Here is a 19,133-nt window from a genome sequence, read left to right as displayed (position 1 = left end):
GTACCACTATGGATTACTTTACGTTATTCGGGCTGCCTATTCGCTATGATGTGGATGGTGGCCTGCTTGCATCCCGTTTTCAGGATTTGCAGCGTCAGTTTCATCCTGACCGTTATGCTACCAGCCCAGAGCGCGAGCGTATGCTGGCTGTACAGCAGGCTGCGACGATCAATAACGCCTATCAGGCGCTAAGACATCCGCTGAAACGCGCGGAGTACATGCTGTCGTTGCGCGGTTTTGATGTGAACAACGAGCAGCACACGATGCGGGACACGGCATTCCTGATGGAACAGCTTGAACTGCGCGAAGAGTTGGATACGATCTCTCAGCGATCGGATGCCGATGAGGCACTGACGACCTTCGCCGAGCGGTTGCAGGTCATGATTGGCACTCGTCGTTCTCATATGCGTCATGAACTGGATAATGAGACGTGGACAGACGCTGCGGACACCGTGCGCAAGCTACGCTTTTTAGACAAACTCCAGCAACAGGTTGAAGAACTCGAAGAACAATTGCTGGACAGATAACTCGTTAACCCGGCGAGAAACCCGATGGTGATTGCCATACAGGGCTTTCGCCAGCCAATTGATGGAAGCTCAATATGGCCTTATTACAAATTAGTGAGCCAGGTCTTAGTGCGGCACCGCACCAGCGACGTCTGGCCGTCGGTATTGATTTAGGCACCACCCATTCTCTCGTTGCCACCGTGCGCAGCGGCGAAGCTCAAACGCTGACGGACAGCGACGGACGCGATCTGCTACCGTCGGTTGTCCACTATCGTCACGATGGTCACCGCGTCGGCTGGCACGCGCGCGACAATGCTGTCCACGATCTGGAAAACACCGTCAGTTCAGTAAAGCGTCTGATGGGGCGTTCTCTGGCCGACATTCAGCAGCGTTACCCTCATTTACCCTACCGTTTTCACGCCAGCGATAACGGCTTGCCGCTGATTCAGACGTCGGCTGGTAACCTGAATCCCGTGCAGGTGTCTGCGGATATTTTGTCTGCGCTGGCTGCGCGTGCGGAATCTGCGCTAGGCGGCGTGCCGGATGGTGTAGTAATTACCGTTCCCGCATATTTCGATGACGCACAGCGTCAGGGTACCAAAGATGCGGCGCGTCTGGCTGGGCTGCACGTATTACGTCTGCTCAACGAGCCAACCGCAGCGGCGATTGCCTACGGGCTAGATTCCGGTAAAGAAGGCGTGATCGCCATTTACGATCTGGGCGGCGGTACTTTTGATATTTCCGTTCTGCGCTTAAGCCGTGGTGTCTTTGAAGTGCTGGCGACCGGCGGTGATTCTGCGCTGGGCGGTGATGATTTCGATCATCTGCTGGCCGAGTGGCTGCGCGAACAGGCAGGTATTCACAATCGTGACGATCGCCAGTTGGATCATGCGTTTCGTGACGCGGCGGTGAAAGCCAAAATTGCGCTCAGCAGCGCTGATGCGATCGATGTGGATGTCGCTGGCTGGCTGGGGACTATCACCCGTGAACAGCTTGATGCATTGATTGCTCCGTTGGTGAAACGGACGCTGCTGTCCTGTCGTCGTACGCTGAAAGATGCGGGGCTGATGGCAGAAGACGTGCAGGAAGTGGTGATGGTCGGCGGATCGACGCGTGTTCCATTGGTGCGTGAGCAGGTGGGGACATTTTTTGGTCGTACACCGCTGACGTCTATCGATCCTGACAAGGTTGTGGCGATCGGCGCGGCGATTCAGGCTGATATTCTGGTCGGCAACAAGCCGGACAGTGAAATGCTGCTGCTGGACGTGATCCCCTTGTCGCTGGGGCTTGAGACTATGGGCGGGCTGGTGGAAAAAATTATTCCGCGCAATACCACGATCCCGGTTGCCCGCGCACAGGAATTTACGACCTTTAAAGACGGCCAGAGCGGCATGATGATCCACGTCTTGCAGGGAGAGCGCGAAATGGTGGCGGATTGCCGTTCGCTTGCCCGCTTCTCACTGCGTGGCCTACCGCCGTTACCTGCGGGTGGGGCTCATATTCGCGTGACTTTTCAGGTCGATGCGGATGGCCTGCTGAGCGTTACAGCGATGGAGAAATCGACGGGCGTCGAGGCTTCTATTCAGGTTAAACCGTCGTACGGTTTAAGCGATACGGAAATTGCCACGATGATCACCGACTCGATGTTGAATGCGAAGGAAGATGTCGGGGCGCGTCGTCTGGCAGAGCAAAAAGTGGAGGCGGCACGCGTGCTGGAAAGCTTGCAAAGCGCACTGGTGGCCGACGCAGCGTTATTGAGTAATGACGAAAAAGGTATCATTGTCGCGGCATCCGAACACCTGCATACGATGATGCAGGGAAGCGATCCCGTGGCAATTGAAGCCGCGATTAAAACAGTCGATCAACAAACCCAGGAATTCGCCGCCCGTCGTATGGATGCCTCTATCCGTCGTGCGCTGGCAGGCCATTCTGTGGATGAGGTGTAACATGCCTAAGATAGTCTTTTTACCGCATCAGGATTTGTGTCCTGAAGGTGCGGTTTTGGAAGCTGAACGCGGTGAAAGTATACTGGAAGTCGCCCTGCGTAACGGTATTGACGTTGAGCATGCCTGCGAGAAATCCTGTGCCTGTACCACCTGCCACTGTATCGTGCGTGAAGGCTTTGACTCGCTGGTAGAAAGCACAGAAGAAGAAGACGATATGTTGGATAAGGCCTGGGGGCTGGAGCCGGAAAGCCGTCTGGGCTGTCAGGCGCGTGTCGCCGGAGACGATCTCATCGTCGAGATCCCTCGCTATACGATCAACCACGCGCGCGAGCATTGATCTGAATAGGGAGGAACCGCTATGGGATTAAAATGGACAGACAGCCGGGCTATTGGCGAAGCACTTTACGACCAGTTTCCCGATCTCGATCCGAAAACCGTGCGTTTCACGGATATGCACCAGTGGGTCTGCGAGCTGGATGAATTTGACGATCTGCCGGACGCCTCCAACGAAAAAATTCTGGAAGCGATCTTACTGGTCTGGTTAGATGAAGCCGACTAAGTAATATGACGGGGCTACTAGGTTAATGCCGAGCGTTTGAGAACCGAGATTCATGGAGTGACCACGGGGCGAGGTATCCCTGCGGGAACCTCATCCCGTGTTTCTCCTGGTATGAGACTTACGTGACCAGTATTAGGCTGGTGGCCTATTTTATTTCCGTGCCAAAATTCGTAACATTTTCATGTCATGATGCACGGTTTATGTATCTGCAAACATGAAAAGCACCTGCAAACATGAAAAGTGGCAGGAATATCCATTATCGGAGAAGCACTATGACGAACAATACCATGCTGATTTCACTCTCGACTCAACCAGCTGACGCGCGCTGGGGAGAAAAAGCAACGCTGAGTGTGAATGAGCAGGGTTTTACCATTCATGTTGGCACGACGTCACTGAATGGCAAAGCTGCACTGGCAACGATCCAGCGTGCCGCCCGCAAAATCGACGGGCAGGGGATTAAACACGTTACGTTGGCGGGTGAAGGCTGGGATCTGGCAAACAGCTGGGCATTCTGGCAGGGCTATCGTGGGCCGAAAGGGCAAAGAACGGTTGAATGGGCGGAGCTGAACGATGCCGACAAGAAAGAGCTGAATGACCGCTTGAAGATTGTTGACTGGGTTCGTGACACCATCAACCTGCCTGCTGAAGATTTGGGGCCAGAACAGCTGGCGACACGCGCGGTCGATTTGCTGTGTGACGTGGCATGTGATGCCGTCAGCTACCGCATCACCAAAGGTGAAGATCTGCGTGAACAGAATTATGCCGGTCTGTACACGGTCGGTCGCGGTTCTGAACGTCAGCCGGTGCTGTTGGCACTGGACTATAACCCGACGGGTAATCCAGATGCACCGGTGTTCGCCTGTTTGGTGGGCAAAGGTATTACGTTTGATACCGGCGGCTATAGCCTGAAGCCGAGTGGATCAATGGATTCCATGAAGTCAGATATGGGCGGTGCGGCTACTCTGACGGGGGCACTGGCGCTGGCAGCGTCACGCGGTTTGCAACAGCGAGTGAAACTGTATCTGTGCTGCGCAGACAACATGGTGAGCGGCAATGCATTCCGACTGGGCGACATCATTCGCTATCGCAACGGTAAAACGGTTGAGGTGATGAACACCGACGCGGAAGGGCGTCTGGTGCTGGCGGATGGTCTGATTGATGCTTCCGAGCAGAATCCGCAGTGGATCATTGACTGTGCAACGTTGACGGGCGCAGCGAAAATGGCACTGGGCAACGATTATCACGCGCTGTTCAGCTTTGATGATGAGCTGGTTGCGGCATTGCAGGAAAGTGCGAAAGAAGAAAATGAGCCGTTCTGGCGCCTGCCGCTGGAAGAGTTCCACCGCAGCCATCTGCCGTCCAGCTTTGCCGATCTGAACAATATTGCCAGTGGTGCACACACCGCCGGCGCCAGCACGGCAGCCGCTTTCCTGTCGCACTTTGTGAAAAATTATCAGCAGGGTTGGCTGCACATCGACTGTTCCGCAACGTACCGCAAAGGTGCGGTTGATCAGTGGGCGACGGGCGCGACGGGACTCGGCGTGCGCACGCTGGCGAATCTCCTGCTGAGCAACGCCAAGTAGTCGGTTCAGGTTTGTCTGCCATTTACAGAATGTGTTGAGAAATAAAACCGGGCCTCAACGCGCCGGTTTTTAACGTAATCATGTTGAGGAAAGTATGGAGTTTTCGCCACGTAATAAACTGGAAGAAGTACTGATTCTGGCCGCAATGGAGCCCGCGCATCGCCCTGAGTTTTTCAGCGAACTGATGAAAGCCACGGTGTTCGTGCTGGGCAGTACTGATGACGGGGATGAATCCGGTGAGGCGGTGTTGCATGCGGGCAGTAATGTGAACATTCAGCACTGGGAAAAAGACGATGGTTCATCCGCCATTCCTTTCTTCTCTTCTCTGGAAGCGTTACAGAGCGTGATTACGGAAGAAGCGTCTTTTCTGGCACTGCCAGTGCGCTCGCTGTTTGAAATAACTCAGGGTGTTACGCTGTTCCTCAATCCTAAGCTGCCGTATGGAAAAGAATTTCTGCCACAGGAGATTGAACATATTCTGTCTGGTGAAGGTAACGGCTTTGTTCAACAGCGCGTTGTTGAAGACGATATGCAGGTCATGCTGAGCCAGCCAGCTGAGATGCCAGCACAGATGATTGACTCTCTGACACAGCTTTTTACCAAGCATCGCCATGTAAAACGGGCGTTTCTGGCACAGATTCAGGAACCGGGTGAAGAACAGCCGCATCTGCTGATTGGTATTGATGTCGATCAGGATGAGGAAACCATCATTCGTGAAGCGGGCAGCGTCGCCAGCGATACCTTATCGGACGATCGTCCTGTCGATCTGTGCCTGGTGAAGGAAGGCGAGCCGGGCATCAGCCATTACATGATTAAGCACACCACGCCGTTCTACGAGCGCAAGTGGGGGAGTTTCCTGAGAGAGTTTAAGGGAAGCGGCAACGCATAGCGGCGTTCAAAACGCTAACGTATTGTCACGCAACTCGAATTATTTAGGGTATATAAATTTGATACAGGCGACAGCGGATTACGATTTTTCCGCTGTTGCCTGTAACAACAGTAAATCGATCAGCATCACAAGATTCGATTCAAATGAGCTAATCTCGCCCGCTTCCGCCGCATAGTGAACCGCATCATCGTAGAGCCGGAAGTGCAAATCGGCTAACTCGCCTAATGAGTTCAACGACGCGCGGGTAAAGGCAATCACCTTCATACCAATGTTTTTGGCGATACGCGCCTTATCCAGCACTTGCTCGGTTTCCCCACTGCGAGAGATCGCGATAAACACCTGATACTTTGGCGCGTTATTGAGAAAAATACCTCTGCTGTCGCCTAACCCAGAAGAGAACGCATCTTTCCCCAGCACCTGAAGCTTCTTCGCCAAATATTCGGCAAACAAATGGGAAAACCCTGCGCCGTACAGAAAAAAGTGACTTTCTTGCCGCAGAATAGCGCCGAAGGCTGCTCTATCCTGATGGCTAATGTAGGCAAATGTGCGCTGATAATTGTCGATAAAATGCTGGAAAGCATCAGGCAGTGACGCATCATCGGGCGTGACGACAGGTGAGGGAGCGAGACGCGGATTGTCCGTGAGCAACGTTTTGCAGTGATAAATGAATTCACTGTAGCCGCTAAAACCGATTTTCTGGCACAGCCGCATGATAGTCGCCGTGGATACATAGGTTTTCTGCGCCAATTCCCGCACTGTTATCTTGCCGATCAGCGATGAATGTTCGGCAATAAAAGCCAGCACGCGATATTCCGCGCGCGTCAGCGCCTGACCGTGCTGCATTAACGATGCCAGCCGATTATCCACCTGCTACTCCTGAGCGATTCCTGATAGACAAGGAATAAATAGACTGACAACAAAATACCGTGCGGGGTTAATCGCGCGCAATCGGGACATCATCGCGGCTACCCCAGTCGCTCCACGATCCGTCGTACAGCGTCACATTGGGGACATTTAACTGCGTCAGCGCCAACACCACGACAGATGCCGTTACGCCGGAACCACAACTGGCGACGATAGGGCGAGTGAAATCCACGCCGTGCTTATGCAGAATGGTCGCCAGTTCGGCATTAGGCTTCAGCGCACCGTTATTCACCAAATCAGTCCACGGTACATTCAGGCTACCGGGGATATGACCACGGTGCAGGCCGGGACGCGGCTCGTCTACTTCGGCATTAAAGCGCGGGGCGGGGCGGGCATCGACAATCTGCTCTGATTTATTCCGACTGATTGAGAGCACGTCGTCGCGTGAGCGAATGGCGTTTTCATCCAACGTGGAGTGAAACGTGACGGGCTTACTCGCCACATCGCCCTGTTCCAGCGGCAGATTCTGCGCTTTCCAGCCTGCCAGACCACCACTCAGAATTGAAATGGATGTCGCGCCGAAGGTGTGCAGCATCCACCATGCGCGGGGGGCGGAGAAGAGGTTACCTTCATCGTAAATCACCAGATGCTGCTGGTTATCGATCCCCAGTTCACCCATCGCGCGTGCGAAGTTTTCGCAAGTTGGCATCATATGCGGCAGGTCGGTGCTGTGATCGGATAGGTTTTCAATATCAAAAAAAACCGCGCCGGGCAGATGAGCGGCGCGGTATTCGGCATGAATATCACGGGTGTCGTTACCCGGTGGCAACATTCGGGCGTCAATGAGCGTGATGCTGCTGTCATTCAGGTGGCTGGCGAGCCAATCAGCGGAGACAAACCGCTCATGAGAAACGGGCAAATCAGAAGACGATGCTGACATAGATCCTCCACGTTGGGGCCGATGAATTCGGCCCCGAATCTATCATTGATGTGCAATGATAGATTCATTGTCAGCGATTTTCCTTAATCCTACAAGTCGCAGATTATTGGGCGATACCGTCTCTATATGCTTGTTTTAATTGCGGCCAGTAATCCTGATTGGCCTCAATCATATCGTCCAGAATTGCTTTAGCGTGCTGCATGGTCGGCACGGTACGGTTCAGAGTAAATGCCTGCAACGCCTTCTCGTAGCTGCCTTCCAACGTGGCTTCCACCAGTAATTGTTCGGACGCCAACTGCTGTTCCAGCAAGGCACGATGAAACTGCGGTACATTCCCCATGCGCACGGGTTCCGGCCCTTGGGCGGTGATATAAGCGGGGACTTCCACCATCGCGTCGTAAGGCAGATTGGCGATGGCGCCTTTATTTTCGACGATGACCAGATGACGCTGACGGAGATCGAACGCCAGCGAGCAGGCGACGTCAACAATGAACGAACCATGCACGCCAACGTGGAACGCATCCGGCAGAATACCGGTTTCCTTGTAGCTGGCGGCGGCCGCAAACAGTTTCTTCTCACGTCCGTCCATCACTTCGTTGGCGCGTGTGTAGTCCGGATCCTGATGTTCAACGATCTGGTTAGGCATCAGGTAATACTGCAAATACGGATTCGGCACGAACTCTGGGAAATGATCCATGATCGGTTTGATGTTACGCCATGTTTTCACCCATGACGGATCGGCGTGTTGCGGATCGGTGTCGGCTGCATCGGCGGTCAACAGGCCGTAGCGGGCGATGTGTTCGCGCAGTTCCGGCATACGATCGACGCCGTCGACCAGTACACGGGTAAACCAGCCAAAGTGATTCAGCCCGAAATAGTCCACCGTGATGTCGTGGCGATCGACGCCCAGCACGGCCGCGATGTTACGCATCGCGGCAACCGGCATATCACAAATATTCAGCACACGGGCGTTAGGACGCAGGCGACGAACGCCTTCAGCAACAATCGCGGCAGGGTTAGAGTAATTGACGATCCACGCGTCTTTGTGCGCATAGCGCTCAACTAGATCGATCAGCTCGGCCATCGGCAGAATTGTGCGCAGGCCGTAAGCCAGACCGCCGGGGCCACAGGTTTCCTGCCCGACGACGCCGTGGCGTAGTGGTATTTTCTCGTCCTGTTCGCGCATTTTGTACTGGCCGACGCGCATCTGTGCAAAAACAAAGTGAGCGCCGGTAAACGCGGTTTCCGCATCGGTCGTGACGGTAAAGACGATACTGTCACTGTGGTCGCGAATCACCTTTTCCACCACCGGTGCGATGATGTCCTGCCGCTGGCCGTCGATGTCATACAAACGAATCTCTGCCAGCGGGAAATCCGCAAGACGTACCATCAGACTTTTTACGATGCCCGGGGTATAGGTGCTGCCGCCACCGGCAATCGTCAGAATAAATGGGGGTTTCGTCATGGTCAGTCTCCTGTTAAAGCGCGTTTTCAACTGCTTCGCGTATAGTTTTGACGTGAAGTCCGTAAACCACCTGTACGTTGTTACCCTGTCGGATAACGGCTTTCGCACCGGTGTTCTTAAGCTGTTGTTCGTCTACCAAAGCTGGGTCGATGAGCGTGACCCGCAGTCGGGTGTAGCAGTTATCCACCACCTCGATATTGGGTTTGCCGCCCAGTCCCGCGATAATGGTGGCTCCGACAAGCTGGGCATCACCTTTCACTGCGTCCTGCGCTTTTACCTGATGCTCGGATTTGGTCTGATATTCGTTTTTAGAATAGAGACGCGTCTCTTCCTCATCGGTTTCACGCCCTGGTGTTGGCATGTCGAAATACAGAATAAGGAAGCGGAAGACGAAGAAGTAAATCACTGACATGGTCAGCCCGACCGCGATGTACATCGGCCAGTTAGATTTCTCGACGCCTAGCGGCAGGTTATAGAGCAGGAAGTCGATAACGCCATTGGCACCAATTGCGTGCACGCCCATGATGGAGAACAGCATCATGCCTATGCCGGTGAGCACCGCGTGGACGGCAAACAGCATAGGAGCGACGAACAGGAAGGAGAACTCCAGCGGCTCGGTGACGCCCAGTAAGAAAGAGGTAAAAGCGGCTGGAATCAAAATGGCTTTCGCCGCCAGACGTTTTTCTGGCTTCGCCGTGACGTACATCGCCAACGCTGCGGCAGTGAGACCAAACATTTTACTGATGCCGCGCGCATCCCAAACCACGGTCGAGCTCAGCTGTTTGACGTCCTGACAGGCCATTTCAGCAAAGTAGATGTTGCGTGCGCCCTGATACAGCTTGCCGCATACCTCGGCCGTTCCACCCAGTTCGGTGTACAAGAACGGGGTATAGACCAAATGATGCAGCCCGGTGGGGATCAGAATGCGTTCCAGAAAGCCATAAATCGCGATGCCAACAGGACCTGCACCTTTGATGGCGAAGGCCAGCCAGGTGATGCCGTGCTGAGCAAATGGCCACAGGGTGCTCATTGCAAAGCCCAGCGCAATCGCTAACGGAATAACCAGAATGGCGACGAAGCAGTGGCCAGAATAGATCGCCATGACGCCGTTAAACTGTTTACTGGAATAGCGGTTATACAAATAGCCAGCGAATCCGCCGATCAGAATACCGGCGAAAACGCCCATTTCCAGCACCTGAACGCCCAGTACCATACCTTGCCCTGCGGGACGCATCTCGGCGGCTGACACGAGTTTACCCTGTAACTGCAGCGTGATATTCATGGCATTAATGAAGATGATGAACATCACCAGACCGATCAGTGCGGCATAACCCTTGTCGCGCTTTGCCAACCCGATAGGAATCCCAACGGCGAACACTAACGCCAGGTTAGCCAGAATCGCCACGGCAGATTTGGAAACCAGTTGACCAAAATCCTGAATTAAGGGGTGATTAAGTAAAGGGACATAGCCTGCTAAGTTGCCGTTACCGAATACGTTCCCAAATGCGATGAATAGCCCGACAATCGGAAGTATCAGCACCGGCCCATACAGGGACTTGCCGAAATTTTGCAATGCGTTGACCGCTCTTTTCATTATCAGCCCTCTTACTGGCCATTATGGTGGGTACAGCAGCAAGGCTAGCAGTGAATGCCAAAGGGATTCCAGTTATCTTATTGTTTTAAAAACAAATAACCTATAACGTTACAAGTAACCTTCAGAACTGTGATCGCCGATGATTTGTTACATTCAGTACAGGTGCGGTGGGGAACGAAAAAGCGCGATGCACAATCGTTAATGAAGAGAAAATGAGAGGTAATATTTTTTTAATAAAATGTTATCTCCTTGGTAGGCAACAAAGGTCTCTGCCCCTATAATTTGCGCCACTTTCACCGGTCGGATAACAATTATTATAATCCGACTGCAATCTGACAGTTTAGTTAATGAGGTCAATATGACGATAGAACGTACCTTCTCCATCGTAAAACCTAATGCGGTTGCCAAGAATGCTATCGGTGCGATTTATGCACGTTTTGAAAGCGCAGGTTTTACCATCGTTGCGTCTAAAATGCTGCGCCTGAGCCGTGAGCAAGCGGAAGGTTTCTACGCTGAGCATAAAGGCAAGCCGTTCTTTGATGGCCTGGTTGAATTTATGATGTCTGGCCCGATCATGGTACAGGCGCTGGAAGGTGAAAACGCCGTTCAACGTAACCGTGACATCATGGGTGCCACGAACCCAGCCAACGCGCTGGCAGGAACGTTGCGTGCTGATTACGCGGACAGCTTCACGGCGAACGCAGTACACGGTTCAGATTCTATCGAATCTGCTCAACGTGAAATCGCTTATTTCTTCAGCGACGACGAAATCTGCCCGCGCGCGTAATTCTGCGTGTGTGTCATGTTACGCATGATTGGTTTTGTGTGTAATAACAGATGAGCACTTGTGATGTTGCCCTTTTTCACCGAGCCAGTGCGCGGCACTGAAGCGATGACACAGAAAAAAAAGCGGTGATGGTAGCTTACCTGTTTTAAACTTTGTACAATGCTGCGCCCCGGATGAGCCTGCACTTGCCCGGGGCGTTTCTTTGGTCATTACCATCGAACTCAACCCTCTTTTTTTAGCGCCATAACGTGTAACAACGAGGCCAGGATCTACAATGTCTAAGCAAATCGCGTCTGAAATCATCGTGTCTGAAACTATCGTATCTGAGCAAACCGTGTCTGAATTCTCTCCGGCGTCTGCTGATGCCTCTCAATCCGTCAAAGCCAGTGTGGGGAAAATTAACCTGCTGGATCTTAATCGTCAGCAAATGCGTGACCTCTTCATGTCGATGGGAGAGAAACCATTCCGTGCCGATCAGGTCATGAAGTGGATGTATCACTACTGCTGTGATGACTTCAACCAGATGACGGATATCAATAAAGTCTTCCGCACTAAATTGCAGGAAATCGCTGAAATTCGCGCACCCGAAGTGGTGGACGAACAGCGTTCTTCCGATGGCACTATCAAGTGGGCGATTCTGGTGGGTGGCCAACGGGTCGAAACGGTTTATATTCCAGAAGAAGAGCGCGCCACGCTGTGCGTATCGTCTCAGGTTGGCTGTGCGCTGGAGTGCAAATTCTGTTCAACGGCTCAGCAGGGCTTTAACCGTAACCTGCGCGTATCGGAAATCATTGGTCAGGTGTGGCGTGCAGCGAAGATCATCGGTGCTTTTAAAGTTACCGGTCAGCGCCCGATCACCAACGTAGTGATGATGGGAATGGGCGAACCGCTGCTGAACCTGACTAACGTGGTGCCAGCAATGGAAATCATGCTGGATGATTTCGGCTTTGGTTTGTCCAAGCGTCGCGTGACGCTGTCCACGTCAGGCGTCGTGCCTGCATTGGATAAACTGGGCGATATGATCGATGTTGCACTGGCGATTTCACTGCATGCGCCGACCGACGACATTCGCAACGAAATCATGCCGATCAACAAAAAGTACAACATCGAAATGTTCCTGAGTGCCGTGCGTCGCTATCTGGAAAAATCCAATGCGAATCAGGGCCGCGTGACCGTTGAGTATGTGATGCTGGATCATATCAATGACGGCACTGAACATGCGCATCAGTTGGCTGAATGCCTGAAAGATACGCCGTGCAAGATTAACCTGATTCCGTGGAACCCGTTCCCCGGCGCGCCGTATGGCCGCAGCTCAAACAGCCGCGTTGACCGTTTCTCCAAAGTGCTAATGGAGTATGGTTTCACGACGATCGTACGTAAAACCCGTGGGGATGACATCGATGCTGCCTGCGGTCAGTTGGCCGGCGAAGTCGTGGATAGAACCAAGCGTACGCTGAAGAAGAAAATGGCGGGTGAACCTATCGCGGTGAAAGCGGTCTGATAACGAATGGCGTGGGTTAACGCGAAAGCGCTAACCCGACGTCTTGCCGCCTATGTCGTTTTACCAACGTAATTTGCAGGGCAAATGCGGGCAAACTGCGAAGCGCGCCGCGTTGTTGTCAGGTACGACTGCCACTCTGTTCATATTCAGGTAACCTCTTTGCCAAGGACGACAAGCGAGGGAGAACAGGGATGGCGAAGCCTCTAGCACAGAGACTGTCTTTATTACATGGAATAGCGTTATCACAGGGAATGTATTGGCTGAGTAGCCTGTTTGCGATGTTGCTGCTGGTAGGGTGTGTACCTTCGCCTCAGCAGACGACAAATCCAGCGGTCGCCCAAACCCGTTTGCAGCTTGGGTTGGCGTACCTCGCGCACAATAATCTGGATTCGGCTCGGCAAAATCTTGAGAAGGCGGTAGCGATTGCTCCGCAGGATTATCGAACGCAATTGGGGATGGCGCTTTACGAGCAGCGAATAGGTGAAAACCGTCTGGCTGAACAGCGTTATCAGCATGTGTTGAACAGGGCGCCGGAAAATGGCAGCGTCATGAATAATTACGGTGCGTTTCTGTGTAGTTTAGGGCAGTATGTAGCGGCACAGCGACAGTTTAGTGCGGCTGCACAACTTCCTGATTACAGTCAGGTTGCTGATGCGTTGGAAAATGCAGGATACTGCTTTTTCAATGCTGGACAGACTGAAGACGCGCGCAATTTATTAAGTCGGGCGCTGAAATATGACCCGACGAAAGGCAGTGCTTTGCTGGCAGAAGCAAACAAACAGTTTTCTGCCGGGAAAAATGAGCAAACGCGGCTGCTGCTTGATGTTTATCAGCATATTCTTCCGGCCAGTGCCGAAAGCTTATGGTTACAGATTCGTTTCGCCGCGTTAGCGGGCCATGATGGCGATAAAGAACGTTATGGCAACGTGCTGGCGCGAAGTTTTCCACAATCTAAACAGTACCAGCATTTCTTAGCTAATGAATACTGAAACCACCCAAGATACAACAGAAGCAAAACTACCCGGCGAACGTCTGCGTGAGGCGCGTGAACGCCTTGGGCTGACTCAGCAAACTATTGCCGAGCGTTTGTGCCTTAAAATCACCACCGTTCGAGATATTGAGGACGGTACAACCCCTGCCGATTTAGCGCCGACCTTTTTGCGCGGCTATATCCGTTCTTATGCCAAGTTGGTTCATTTACCTGAAGATAACCTGCTTCCCATAATGGATAAACAGGCCGTGCCTAAAACGATCTCGGTCTCGCCGATGCAGAGTTTTTCGCTGAAAAAAAGCCGCAAAAAGCGTGATGGCTGGCTGATGATAATCACCTGGCTGGTCGTGCTGGTTGTTCTGGGGCTAACGGGCGCGTGGTGGTGGCAAAACCATCAGGCTCAGCAGGCAGAGATCAACAGCATGGTCGATCACGCCAGTTCTATGCAGTCGCAAACGGAGGGGCAGTCCGTTCCGCTGATGGATAACAGTGCTCAGCAGGAAACGTCGACGGCGGGTTCTGCAGCGACACCTCCTTCAACGCCAGTCGATCTCTCCGCCACTATCGCGGCGACACCGTCAACGCCTCCTTCTTCCACAACCTCATCATCTGCTGTACCGTCCAGCCAATCACCTTCACAGGCGAATGCCACACAGTCGCAGGCTGCGGGTAACGCATTGTTAGGCGCTGGGGCAGTCGCACCTGCGGCTACGGTAGCGGATAGCAATCCGGTCTCTGCAGCTCATGCATTGGTGATGACCTTTACGGCCGATTGCTGGTTGGAAGTCACGGATGTCAGCGGTAAGAAACTGTTCAGCGGCATGCAGCGTAATGGCAGCACGTTGAATCTGGATGGTCAGTCACCCTATCAACTTAAAATTGGTGCACCTGCTGCGGTACAGATTAAATTTCAAGGTAAGCTGGTTGATTTAAGTCGATTCGTGCGCAGCAGTCAGGTTGCACGCCTGACGTTGACCGCAGAATAACGTGTTGTTTAGGTAAGACTGCAATGCTGGAGATGAAGTAATGCATAACGCTGCACCCATAACCCGTCGAAAATCAACACGGATTTACGTCGGCAAGGTGCCTGTTGGTGATGGTGCGCCGATTGCGGTGCAATCCATGACCAACACCCGAACCACCGACGTTGAAGCAACCGTCAATCAAATCAAAGCGCTGGAGCGTGTTGGCGTCGATATCGTCCGCGTTTCCGTGCCGACAATGGATGCGGCGGAAGCCTTTAAGCTTATCAAACAGCAGGTGAATGTCCCGCTCGTCGCCGACATTCACTTTGACTACCGCATCGCGCTTAAAGTCGCGGAATATGGCGTAGACTGTCTGCGCATCAATCCCGGTAATATTGGTAACGAAGAGCGCATTCGCTCGGTTGTCGACTGTGCACGTTACTACAATATCCCGATCCGCATTGGTGTTAACGGCGGTTCGCTGGAAAAGGATATACAGGAAAAATACGGTGAACCCACGCCGGAAGCATTGCTGGAATCGGCGATGCGCCATGTTGATATTCTTGATCGTCTGAACTTCGATCAGTTTAAAGTCAGCGTTAAAGCCTCGGATGTTTTCCTTGCGGTGCAATCTTATCGCCTGCTGGCAGCACGTATCGATCAGCCTCTGCATCTTGGTATCACCGAAGCCGGTGGCGCACGTAGTGGTGCGGTGAAATCGGCTATTGGCCTCGGCCTGCTGCTGTCTGAAGGTATTGGTGACACGCTGCGTATCTCATTGGCAGCCGATCCGGTTGAAGAAGTTAAAGTCGGCTTCGATATCTTGAAATCACTACGCATTCGCGCACGCGGAATCAACTTTATTGCTTGCCCGACTTGCTCTCGCCAGGAATTTGATGTGATCGGTACGGTGAACGCATTGGAACAACGACTGGAGGATCTCATCACGCCGATGGACGTCTCGATTATCGGTTGCGTGGTTAATGGCCCCGGTGAAGCGCTGGTGTCTACTATTGGCGTAACGGGTGGACACAACAAGAGCGGCTTTTATGAAGACGGCGTGCGGCAGAGAGAGCGATTCGATAACGAACAGATGATCGATCAGTTAGAAGCCAAAATTCGCGCGAAAGCCTCCATGATGGACGAAAGTCAGCGTATTACCGTCAATCTGGTGGATAAGTAACCCTGACGGCGTGACGGTATGCCGTCACCCGCATAATTCACGATTCCTTAACCCGATGGGGATGCTCCGCATTGAAGATGCGACGACAATCCCTCTATAATCGGGTTTATTTTTTGAAAAACGCATAGAGAACTGACGTGGCAAAAAATATTCAAGCCATTCGCGGCATGAACGATTACCTGCCAGCCGAAACGGCATTGTGGCAGCGTATTGAAAACAGCCTGAAACAGGTGCTCAGCGGCTACGGCTATAATGAAATTCGTTTGCCGATTGTCGAGCAAACGCCGCTGTTTAAGCGCGCTATCGGGGAAGTGACCGATGTCGTCGAAAAAGAGATGTATACCTTTGACGATCGCAATGGCGATAGTTTGACTCTACGTCCGGAAGGGACGGCAGGCTGCGTCCGCGCCGGTATTGAGCACGGTATTCTCTACAATCAGGAACAGCGGCTGTGGTATGTCGGCCCGATGTTCCGCTACGAGCGTCCGCAGAAAGGGCGCTATCGCCAGTTCCATCAGTTGGGTTGTGAAGTTTTTGGTCTGCAAGGGCCGGATATTGATGCCGAACTGATCCTGATGACGGCCCGCTGGTGGCGGATACTGGGCATCGCCGATCATGTGAAGCTGGAACTGAACTCGATTGGTTCGTTAGACGCACGTGCCCGCTATCGTGAAGCGCTGGTGGCGTTTCTCGAACAGCATAAAGATCAACTGGATGAAGACTGCCTGCGCCGGATGTACACCAACCCGTTGCGCGTTCTGGATACGAAAAATCCACAGATTCAAGTTCTGCTGAATGATGCGCCGGTGCTGACGGACTATCTGGATGATGAATCGCGAGCACACTTTGAAACACTGGGTGAACTTTTAACGCAGTCCGGTATCCCATATACCGTTAATCCGCGTCTGGTCCGTGGTTTGGATTACTATAACCGCACCGTATTTGAGTGGGTGACCACCAGTCTGGGCGCTCAGGGCACGGTCTGTGCCGGTGGGCGTTATGATGGTATGGTGGAGCAACTAGGTGGACACGCGACGCCAGCGGTCGGTTTTGCGATTGGTCTGGAACGTCTGGTTCTGCTGGTGCAGTCTGTGAATCCGGATTTCAAAGCACAGCCAGGCGTAGATGCTTATCTTATTTCTTCCGGTGCAGGAACGCAGATTGCCGCAATGCAACTGGCGGAGAAATTACGTGATGCGTTGCCGCAGTTGAAATTGATGACCAATTACGGCGGTGGCAACTTTAAGAAACAATTCGCTCGTGCTGATAAATGGGGCGCACGCGTCGCATTGGTATTAGGCGAAAATGAAGTGGCGGCCGGTCAGGTTGTGGTTAAAAATCTGAGCAACGGCGAGCAGGATACATTGGCACAGGCCGACGTCGCATCGCGGCTGGCAACGTTACTGGATTGAGGAGAGAGACACCGTGGAAGTCTATACCACAGAGAATGAACAGGTTGATGTACTACGTCGTTTCCTCGCGGAGAACGGAAAGGCGTTAGTTGTCGGTGTTGTGTTGGGCGTTGGCGCATTGGTTGGCTGGCGTTTCTGGCAAAGCCATCAAAATGATAGCGTGCAGGCTGCATCTGCGTCTTATCAGCAGGTGACGGAGCAATTGGCCGAAGGTAAAGCTGAAGCGATTGCTTCAACAGAGAAATTTACGGCCGAGAATAAGAATACCTATGGTGCGCTGGCTTCTCTGGAACTGGCTCGTCATTACGTTGATCAGAAAAATTTTGCTAAAGCAGTACAACAGCTGGTGCAAGCGCAGTCACAAACTAAAGACGCTGACCTGCTAGCCGTCGTGAATCTGCGTTTGGCGCGGGTTCAGCTACAGGAAAACAAAGCGGATGATGCGCTGAAAACGTTGGATGCCATCAAACTGGAAGGTTGGGCGTCACAGGCTGCTGAAGTTCGTGGTGATATCCTGGCTAGCAAAGGGGATAATCAGGCTGCGCGTGATGCCTACAACAAAGGGTTGTCTTCCAACCCATCGCAGGCACAGCAAGCGTTACTGCGTATGAAACTGAATAACCTGTCCAGCTAAGAGGAATTCCATGCAATTGCGTAAAACACTTTTGGTAGGACTGGTTTCTGTTGCCCTGCTGAGCGGATGCTCGCTGTTTAACAGCGAAGAAGATGTTGTCACTATGTCTCCACTGCCGCAGGTGGAAAACCAGTTCACACCAACTAAGGTATGGAACAGTTCGGTTGGGAGTGGGATTGGTGAGTTTTATTCCAACCTTCACCCAGCATGGCAGGATAACCACGTTTTTGCCGCCGATCGTCGTGGCACCGTGAAAGCGATGGATCTGAGTGACGGCAAAGAGATTTGGCGTGCCGACCTGTCAGAGAAGACCAATTTCTTCTCCCGTAATAATCCGGCGCTGCTGTCTGGCGGGGTAACGGTTTCTGGTAACAATGTCTATGTCGGCAGCGAAAGGGCGCAGGTCTATGCGCTGAATGCCGAAGATGGTACGCCAGTATGGCAAACGAAAGTAGCAGGTGAAGCGCTGTCTCGTCCTGTCGTTAGCGATGGCGTCGTGCTGATTCACACCAGCAACGGTATGTTGCAGGCCTTGAATGAGGCGGATGGCGCAATCAAGTGGAGCGTTAACCTAGATATGCCGACGCTGTCTCTGCGCGGTGAATCTGCACCGACAACCGCATTTGGTGCGGCGATTGTCGGCGGTGACAACGGTCGTGTGAACGCCGTGATGATCAATCAGGGTCAGCTCATCTGGCAACAGCGTATTTCACAGCCGAGTGGCGCAACCGAAATCGATCGGCTGAACGATGTCGACACGACGCCAGTTGTCGCGGGCGAAGTGGTTTACGCGCTAGGGTACAATGGCAACATGACCGCGCTGGATCTGCGTTCTGGTCAGGTTCTGTGGAAGCGCGAGCTGGGTTCAGTGCATGATTTCATCATTGACGGTGACCGGATCTATCTGGTCGATCAGGACGATCGCGTTGTTGCGTTGAACACCAATGGCGGCGTGAGCCTGTGGCGCCAAAGCGATCTGTTGCACCGTAACCTAACGGCTCCGGCGCTGTATAACGGCTATCTGGTTGTGGGCGATACCGAAGGGTATCTGCACTGGCTGAATACAGCAGATGGCCGCTTTGTCGCACAACAAAAAGTAGATAGCTCTGGTTTCCTGAGCAAGCCTGTAGTTGCCAGCGATAAGCTGCTGATTCAGGCGAAAAATGGTGACATCTACGCGTTCACCCGCTAGGTAACACCTTATTGATTTGGAGCGCAGCGTTTTTGGATGCGTTCCCATAACGGCTCCTGACACTATCAGGGGCCGTTTCGTCTTTTTATCGTCAGCGAGTGTTTCGCTGTAACGTATTGAAA

At 52.8% G+C, this 19,133-nt stretch carries 18 protein-coding genes; 14 read left to right on the top strand and 4 right to left on the bottom strand.

Annotated elements, in window-relative coordinates; translation table 11 throughout:
* Nucleotides 1-8: 8 nt before the first annotated feature.
* The 6 genes from hscB (at nucleotide 9) to sseB (ending at nucleotide 5,483) form a co-directional block, all read left to right on the top strand.
* On the top strand, nucleotides 9-527 hold the full coding sequence (hscB, locus tag DCX48_07145) for a co-chaperone HscB (protein ID QXE14309.1): 519 nt from the start codon (nucleotides 9-11) through the stop codon (nucleotides 525-527).
* 74 nt (nucleotides 528-601) lie between these two features.
* Entirely contained in the window at nucleotides 602-2,452 is a 1,851-nt protein-coding gene (gene hscA / locus DCX48_07140; GenBank protein QXE14308.1) for a Fe-S protein assembly chaperone HscA, read from the top strand.
* Nucleotide 2,453: 1 nt separating this feature from the next.
* Nucleotides 2,454-2,789 carry an ISC system 2Fe-2S type ferredoxin gene (fdx, locus tag DCX48_07135; protein ID QXE14307.1) on the top strand — a complete coding sequence of 112 codons (336 nt, stop codon included), beginning with the start codon at nucleotides 2,454-2,456 and terminating at the stop codon, nucleotides 2,787-2,789.
* Nucleotides 2,790-2,810: 21 nt separating this feature from the next.
* Nucleotides 2,811-3,011: a Fe-S cluster assembly protein IscX gene (gene iscX, locus DCX48_07130; GenBank protein QXE14306.1), complete on the top strand. Its 201-nt coding sequence runs from the start codon at nucleotides 2,811-2,813 to the stop codon at nucleotides 3,009-3,011.
* 272 nt (nucleotides 3,012-3,283) lie between these two features.
* Nucleotides 3,284-4,594 (top strand): aminopeptidase PepB, encoded by a 1,311-nt coding sequence (pepB, locus tag DCX48_07125; GenBank protein ID QXE14305.1) that lies wholly within the window; start codon nucleotides 3,284-3,286, stop codon nucleotides 4,592-4,594.
* 94 nt (nucleotides 4,595-4,688) lie between these two features.
* Nucleotides 4,689-5,483: an enhanced serine sensitivity protein SseB gene (gene sseB / locus DCX48_07120; GenBank protein ID QXE14304.1), complete on the top strand. Its 795-nt coding sequence runs from the start codon at nucleotides 4,689-4,691 to the stop codon at nucleotides 5,481-5,483.
* A gap of 78 nt (nucleotides 5,484-5,561) precedes the next feature.
* Here the strand turns inward: sseB and DCX48_07115 are convergent, their stop codons facing one another.
* The 4 genes from DCX48_07115 to DCX48_07100 form a co-directional block, all read right to left on the bottom strand.
* Entirely contained in the window at nucleotides 5,562-6,350 is a 789-nt protein-coding gene (locus tag DCX48_07115) for a MurR/RpiR family transcriptional regulator (GenBank protein QXE14303.1), read from the bottom strand.
* Between the two features lie 67 nt (nucleotides 6,351-6,417).
* On the bottom strand, nucleotides 6,418-7,287 hold the full coding sequence (gene sseA / locus DCX48_07110) for a 3-mercaptopyruvate sulfurtransferase (protein QXE14302.1): 870 nt from the start codon (nucleotides 7,285-7,287) through the stop codon (nucleotides 6,418-6,420).
* A gap of 103 nt (nucleotides 7,288-7,390) precedes the next feature.
* The gene (locus DCX48_07105) at nucleotides 7,391-8,752 is read right to left on the bottom strand and encodes a 6-phospho-alpha-glucosidase (GenBank protein QXE14301.1); all 1,362 of its coding nucleotides are present in this window, start codon (nucleotides 8,750-8,752) and stop codon (nucleotides 7,391-7,393) included.
* A 13-nt stretch (nucleotides 8,753-8,765) separates the two neighbouring features.
* A complete protein-coding gene (locus tag DCX48_07100; GenBank protein QXE14300.1) occupies nucleotides 8,766-10,346 on the bottom strand; it encodes a PTS glucose transporter subunit IIBC in 1,581 nt (526 codons plus the stop codon).
* Nucleotides 10,347-10,704: 358 nt separating this feature from the next.
* Between DCX48_07100 and DCX48_07095 the strand changes: the two genes are divergently transcribed.
* The 8 genes from DCX48_07095 (at nucleotide 10,705) to bamB (ending at nucleotide 19,011) form a co-directional block, all read left to right on the top strand.
* Complete coding sequence (locus DCX48_07095; GenBank protein ID QXE14299.1) at nucleotides 10,705-11,133, top strand: nucleoside-diphosphate kinase; 429 nt, start codon at nucleotides 10,705-10,707, stop codon at nucleotides 11,131-11,133.
* 334 nt (nucleotides 11,134-11,467) lie between these two features.
* Nucleotides 11,468-12,634, top strand: coding sequence for a bifunctional tRNA (adenosine(37)-C2)-methyltransferase TrmG/ribosomal RNA large subunit methyltransferase RlmN (rlmN, locus tag DCX48_07090; protein QXE17174.1), 1,167 nt, complete (start codon nucleotides 11,468-11,470; stop codon nucleotides 12,632-12,634).
* Between the two features lie 233 nt (nucleotides 12,635-12,867).
* The gene (pilW, locus tag DCX48_07085; GenBank protein QXE17173.1) at nucleotides 12,868-13,623 is read left to right on the top strand and encodes a type IV pilus biogenesis/stability protein PilW; all 756 of its coding nucleotides are present in this window, start codon (nucleotides 12,868-12,870) and stop codon (nucleotides 13,621-13,623) included.
* A complete protein-coding gene (rodZ, locus tag DCX48_07080; GenBank protein QXE14298.1) occupies nucleotides 13,613-14,611 on the top strand; it encodes a cytoskeleton protein RodZ in 999 nt (332 codons plus the stop codon). The genes pilW and rodZ overlap by 11 nt, the downstream gene beginning before the upstream one ends.
* 40 nt (nucleotides 14,612-14,651) lie before the next feature.
* Entirely contained in the window at nucleotides 14,652-15,773 is a 1,122-nt protein-coding gene (locus tag DCX48_07075; GenBank protein ID QXE14297.1) for a flavodoxin-dependent (E)-4-hydroxy-3-methylbut-2-enyl-diphosphate synthase, read from the top strand.
* Between the two features lie 137 nt (nucleotides 15,774-15,910).
* Nucleotides 15,911-17,185 (top strand): histidine--tRNA ligase, encoded by a 1,275-nt coding sequence (locus tag DCX48_07070; protein ID QXE14296.1) that lies wholly within the window; start codon nucleotides 15,911-15,913, stop codon nucleotides 17,183-17,185.
* Nucleotides 17,186-17,198: 13 nt separating this feature from the next.
* Nucleotides 17,199-17,819, top strand: coding sequence for a tetratricopeptide repeat protein (locus tag DCX48_07065; protein ID QXE14295.1), 621 nt, complete (start codon nucleotides 17,199-17,201; stop codon nucleotides 17,817-17,819).
* 10 nt (nucleotides 17,820-17,829) lie between these two features.
* A complete protein-coding gene (bamB, locus tag DCX48_07060) occupies nucleotides 17,830-19,011 on the top strand; it encodes an outer membrane protein assembly factor BamB (GenBank protein QXE14294.1) in 1,182 nt (393 codons plus the stop codon).
* Nucleotides 19,012-19,133: the final 122 nt, after the last annotated feature.

It is taken from the genome of Pectobacterium atrosepticum, assembly GCA_019056595.1.
In the GTDB taxonomy this organism is placed as follows: Bacteria; Pseudomonadota; Gammaproteobacteria; order Enterobacterales; family Enterobacteriaceae; genus Pectobacterium; species Pectobacterium atrosepticum.
The sequence above is the reverse complement of the archived record's forward strand: the minus strand, read 5'-3'. Positions and strand labels throughout refer to the sequence as shown.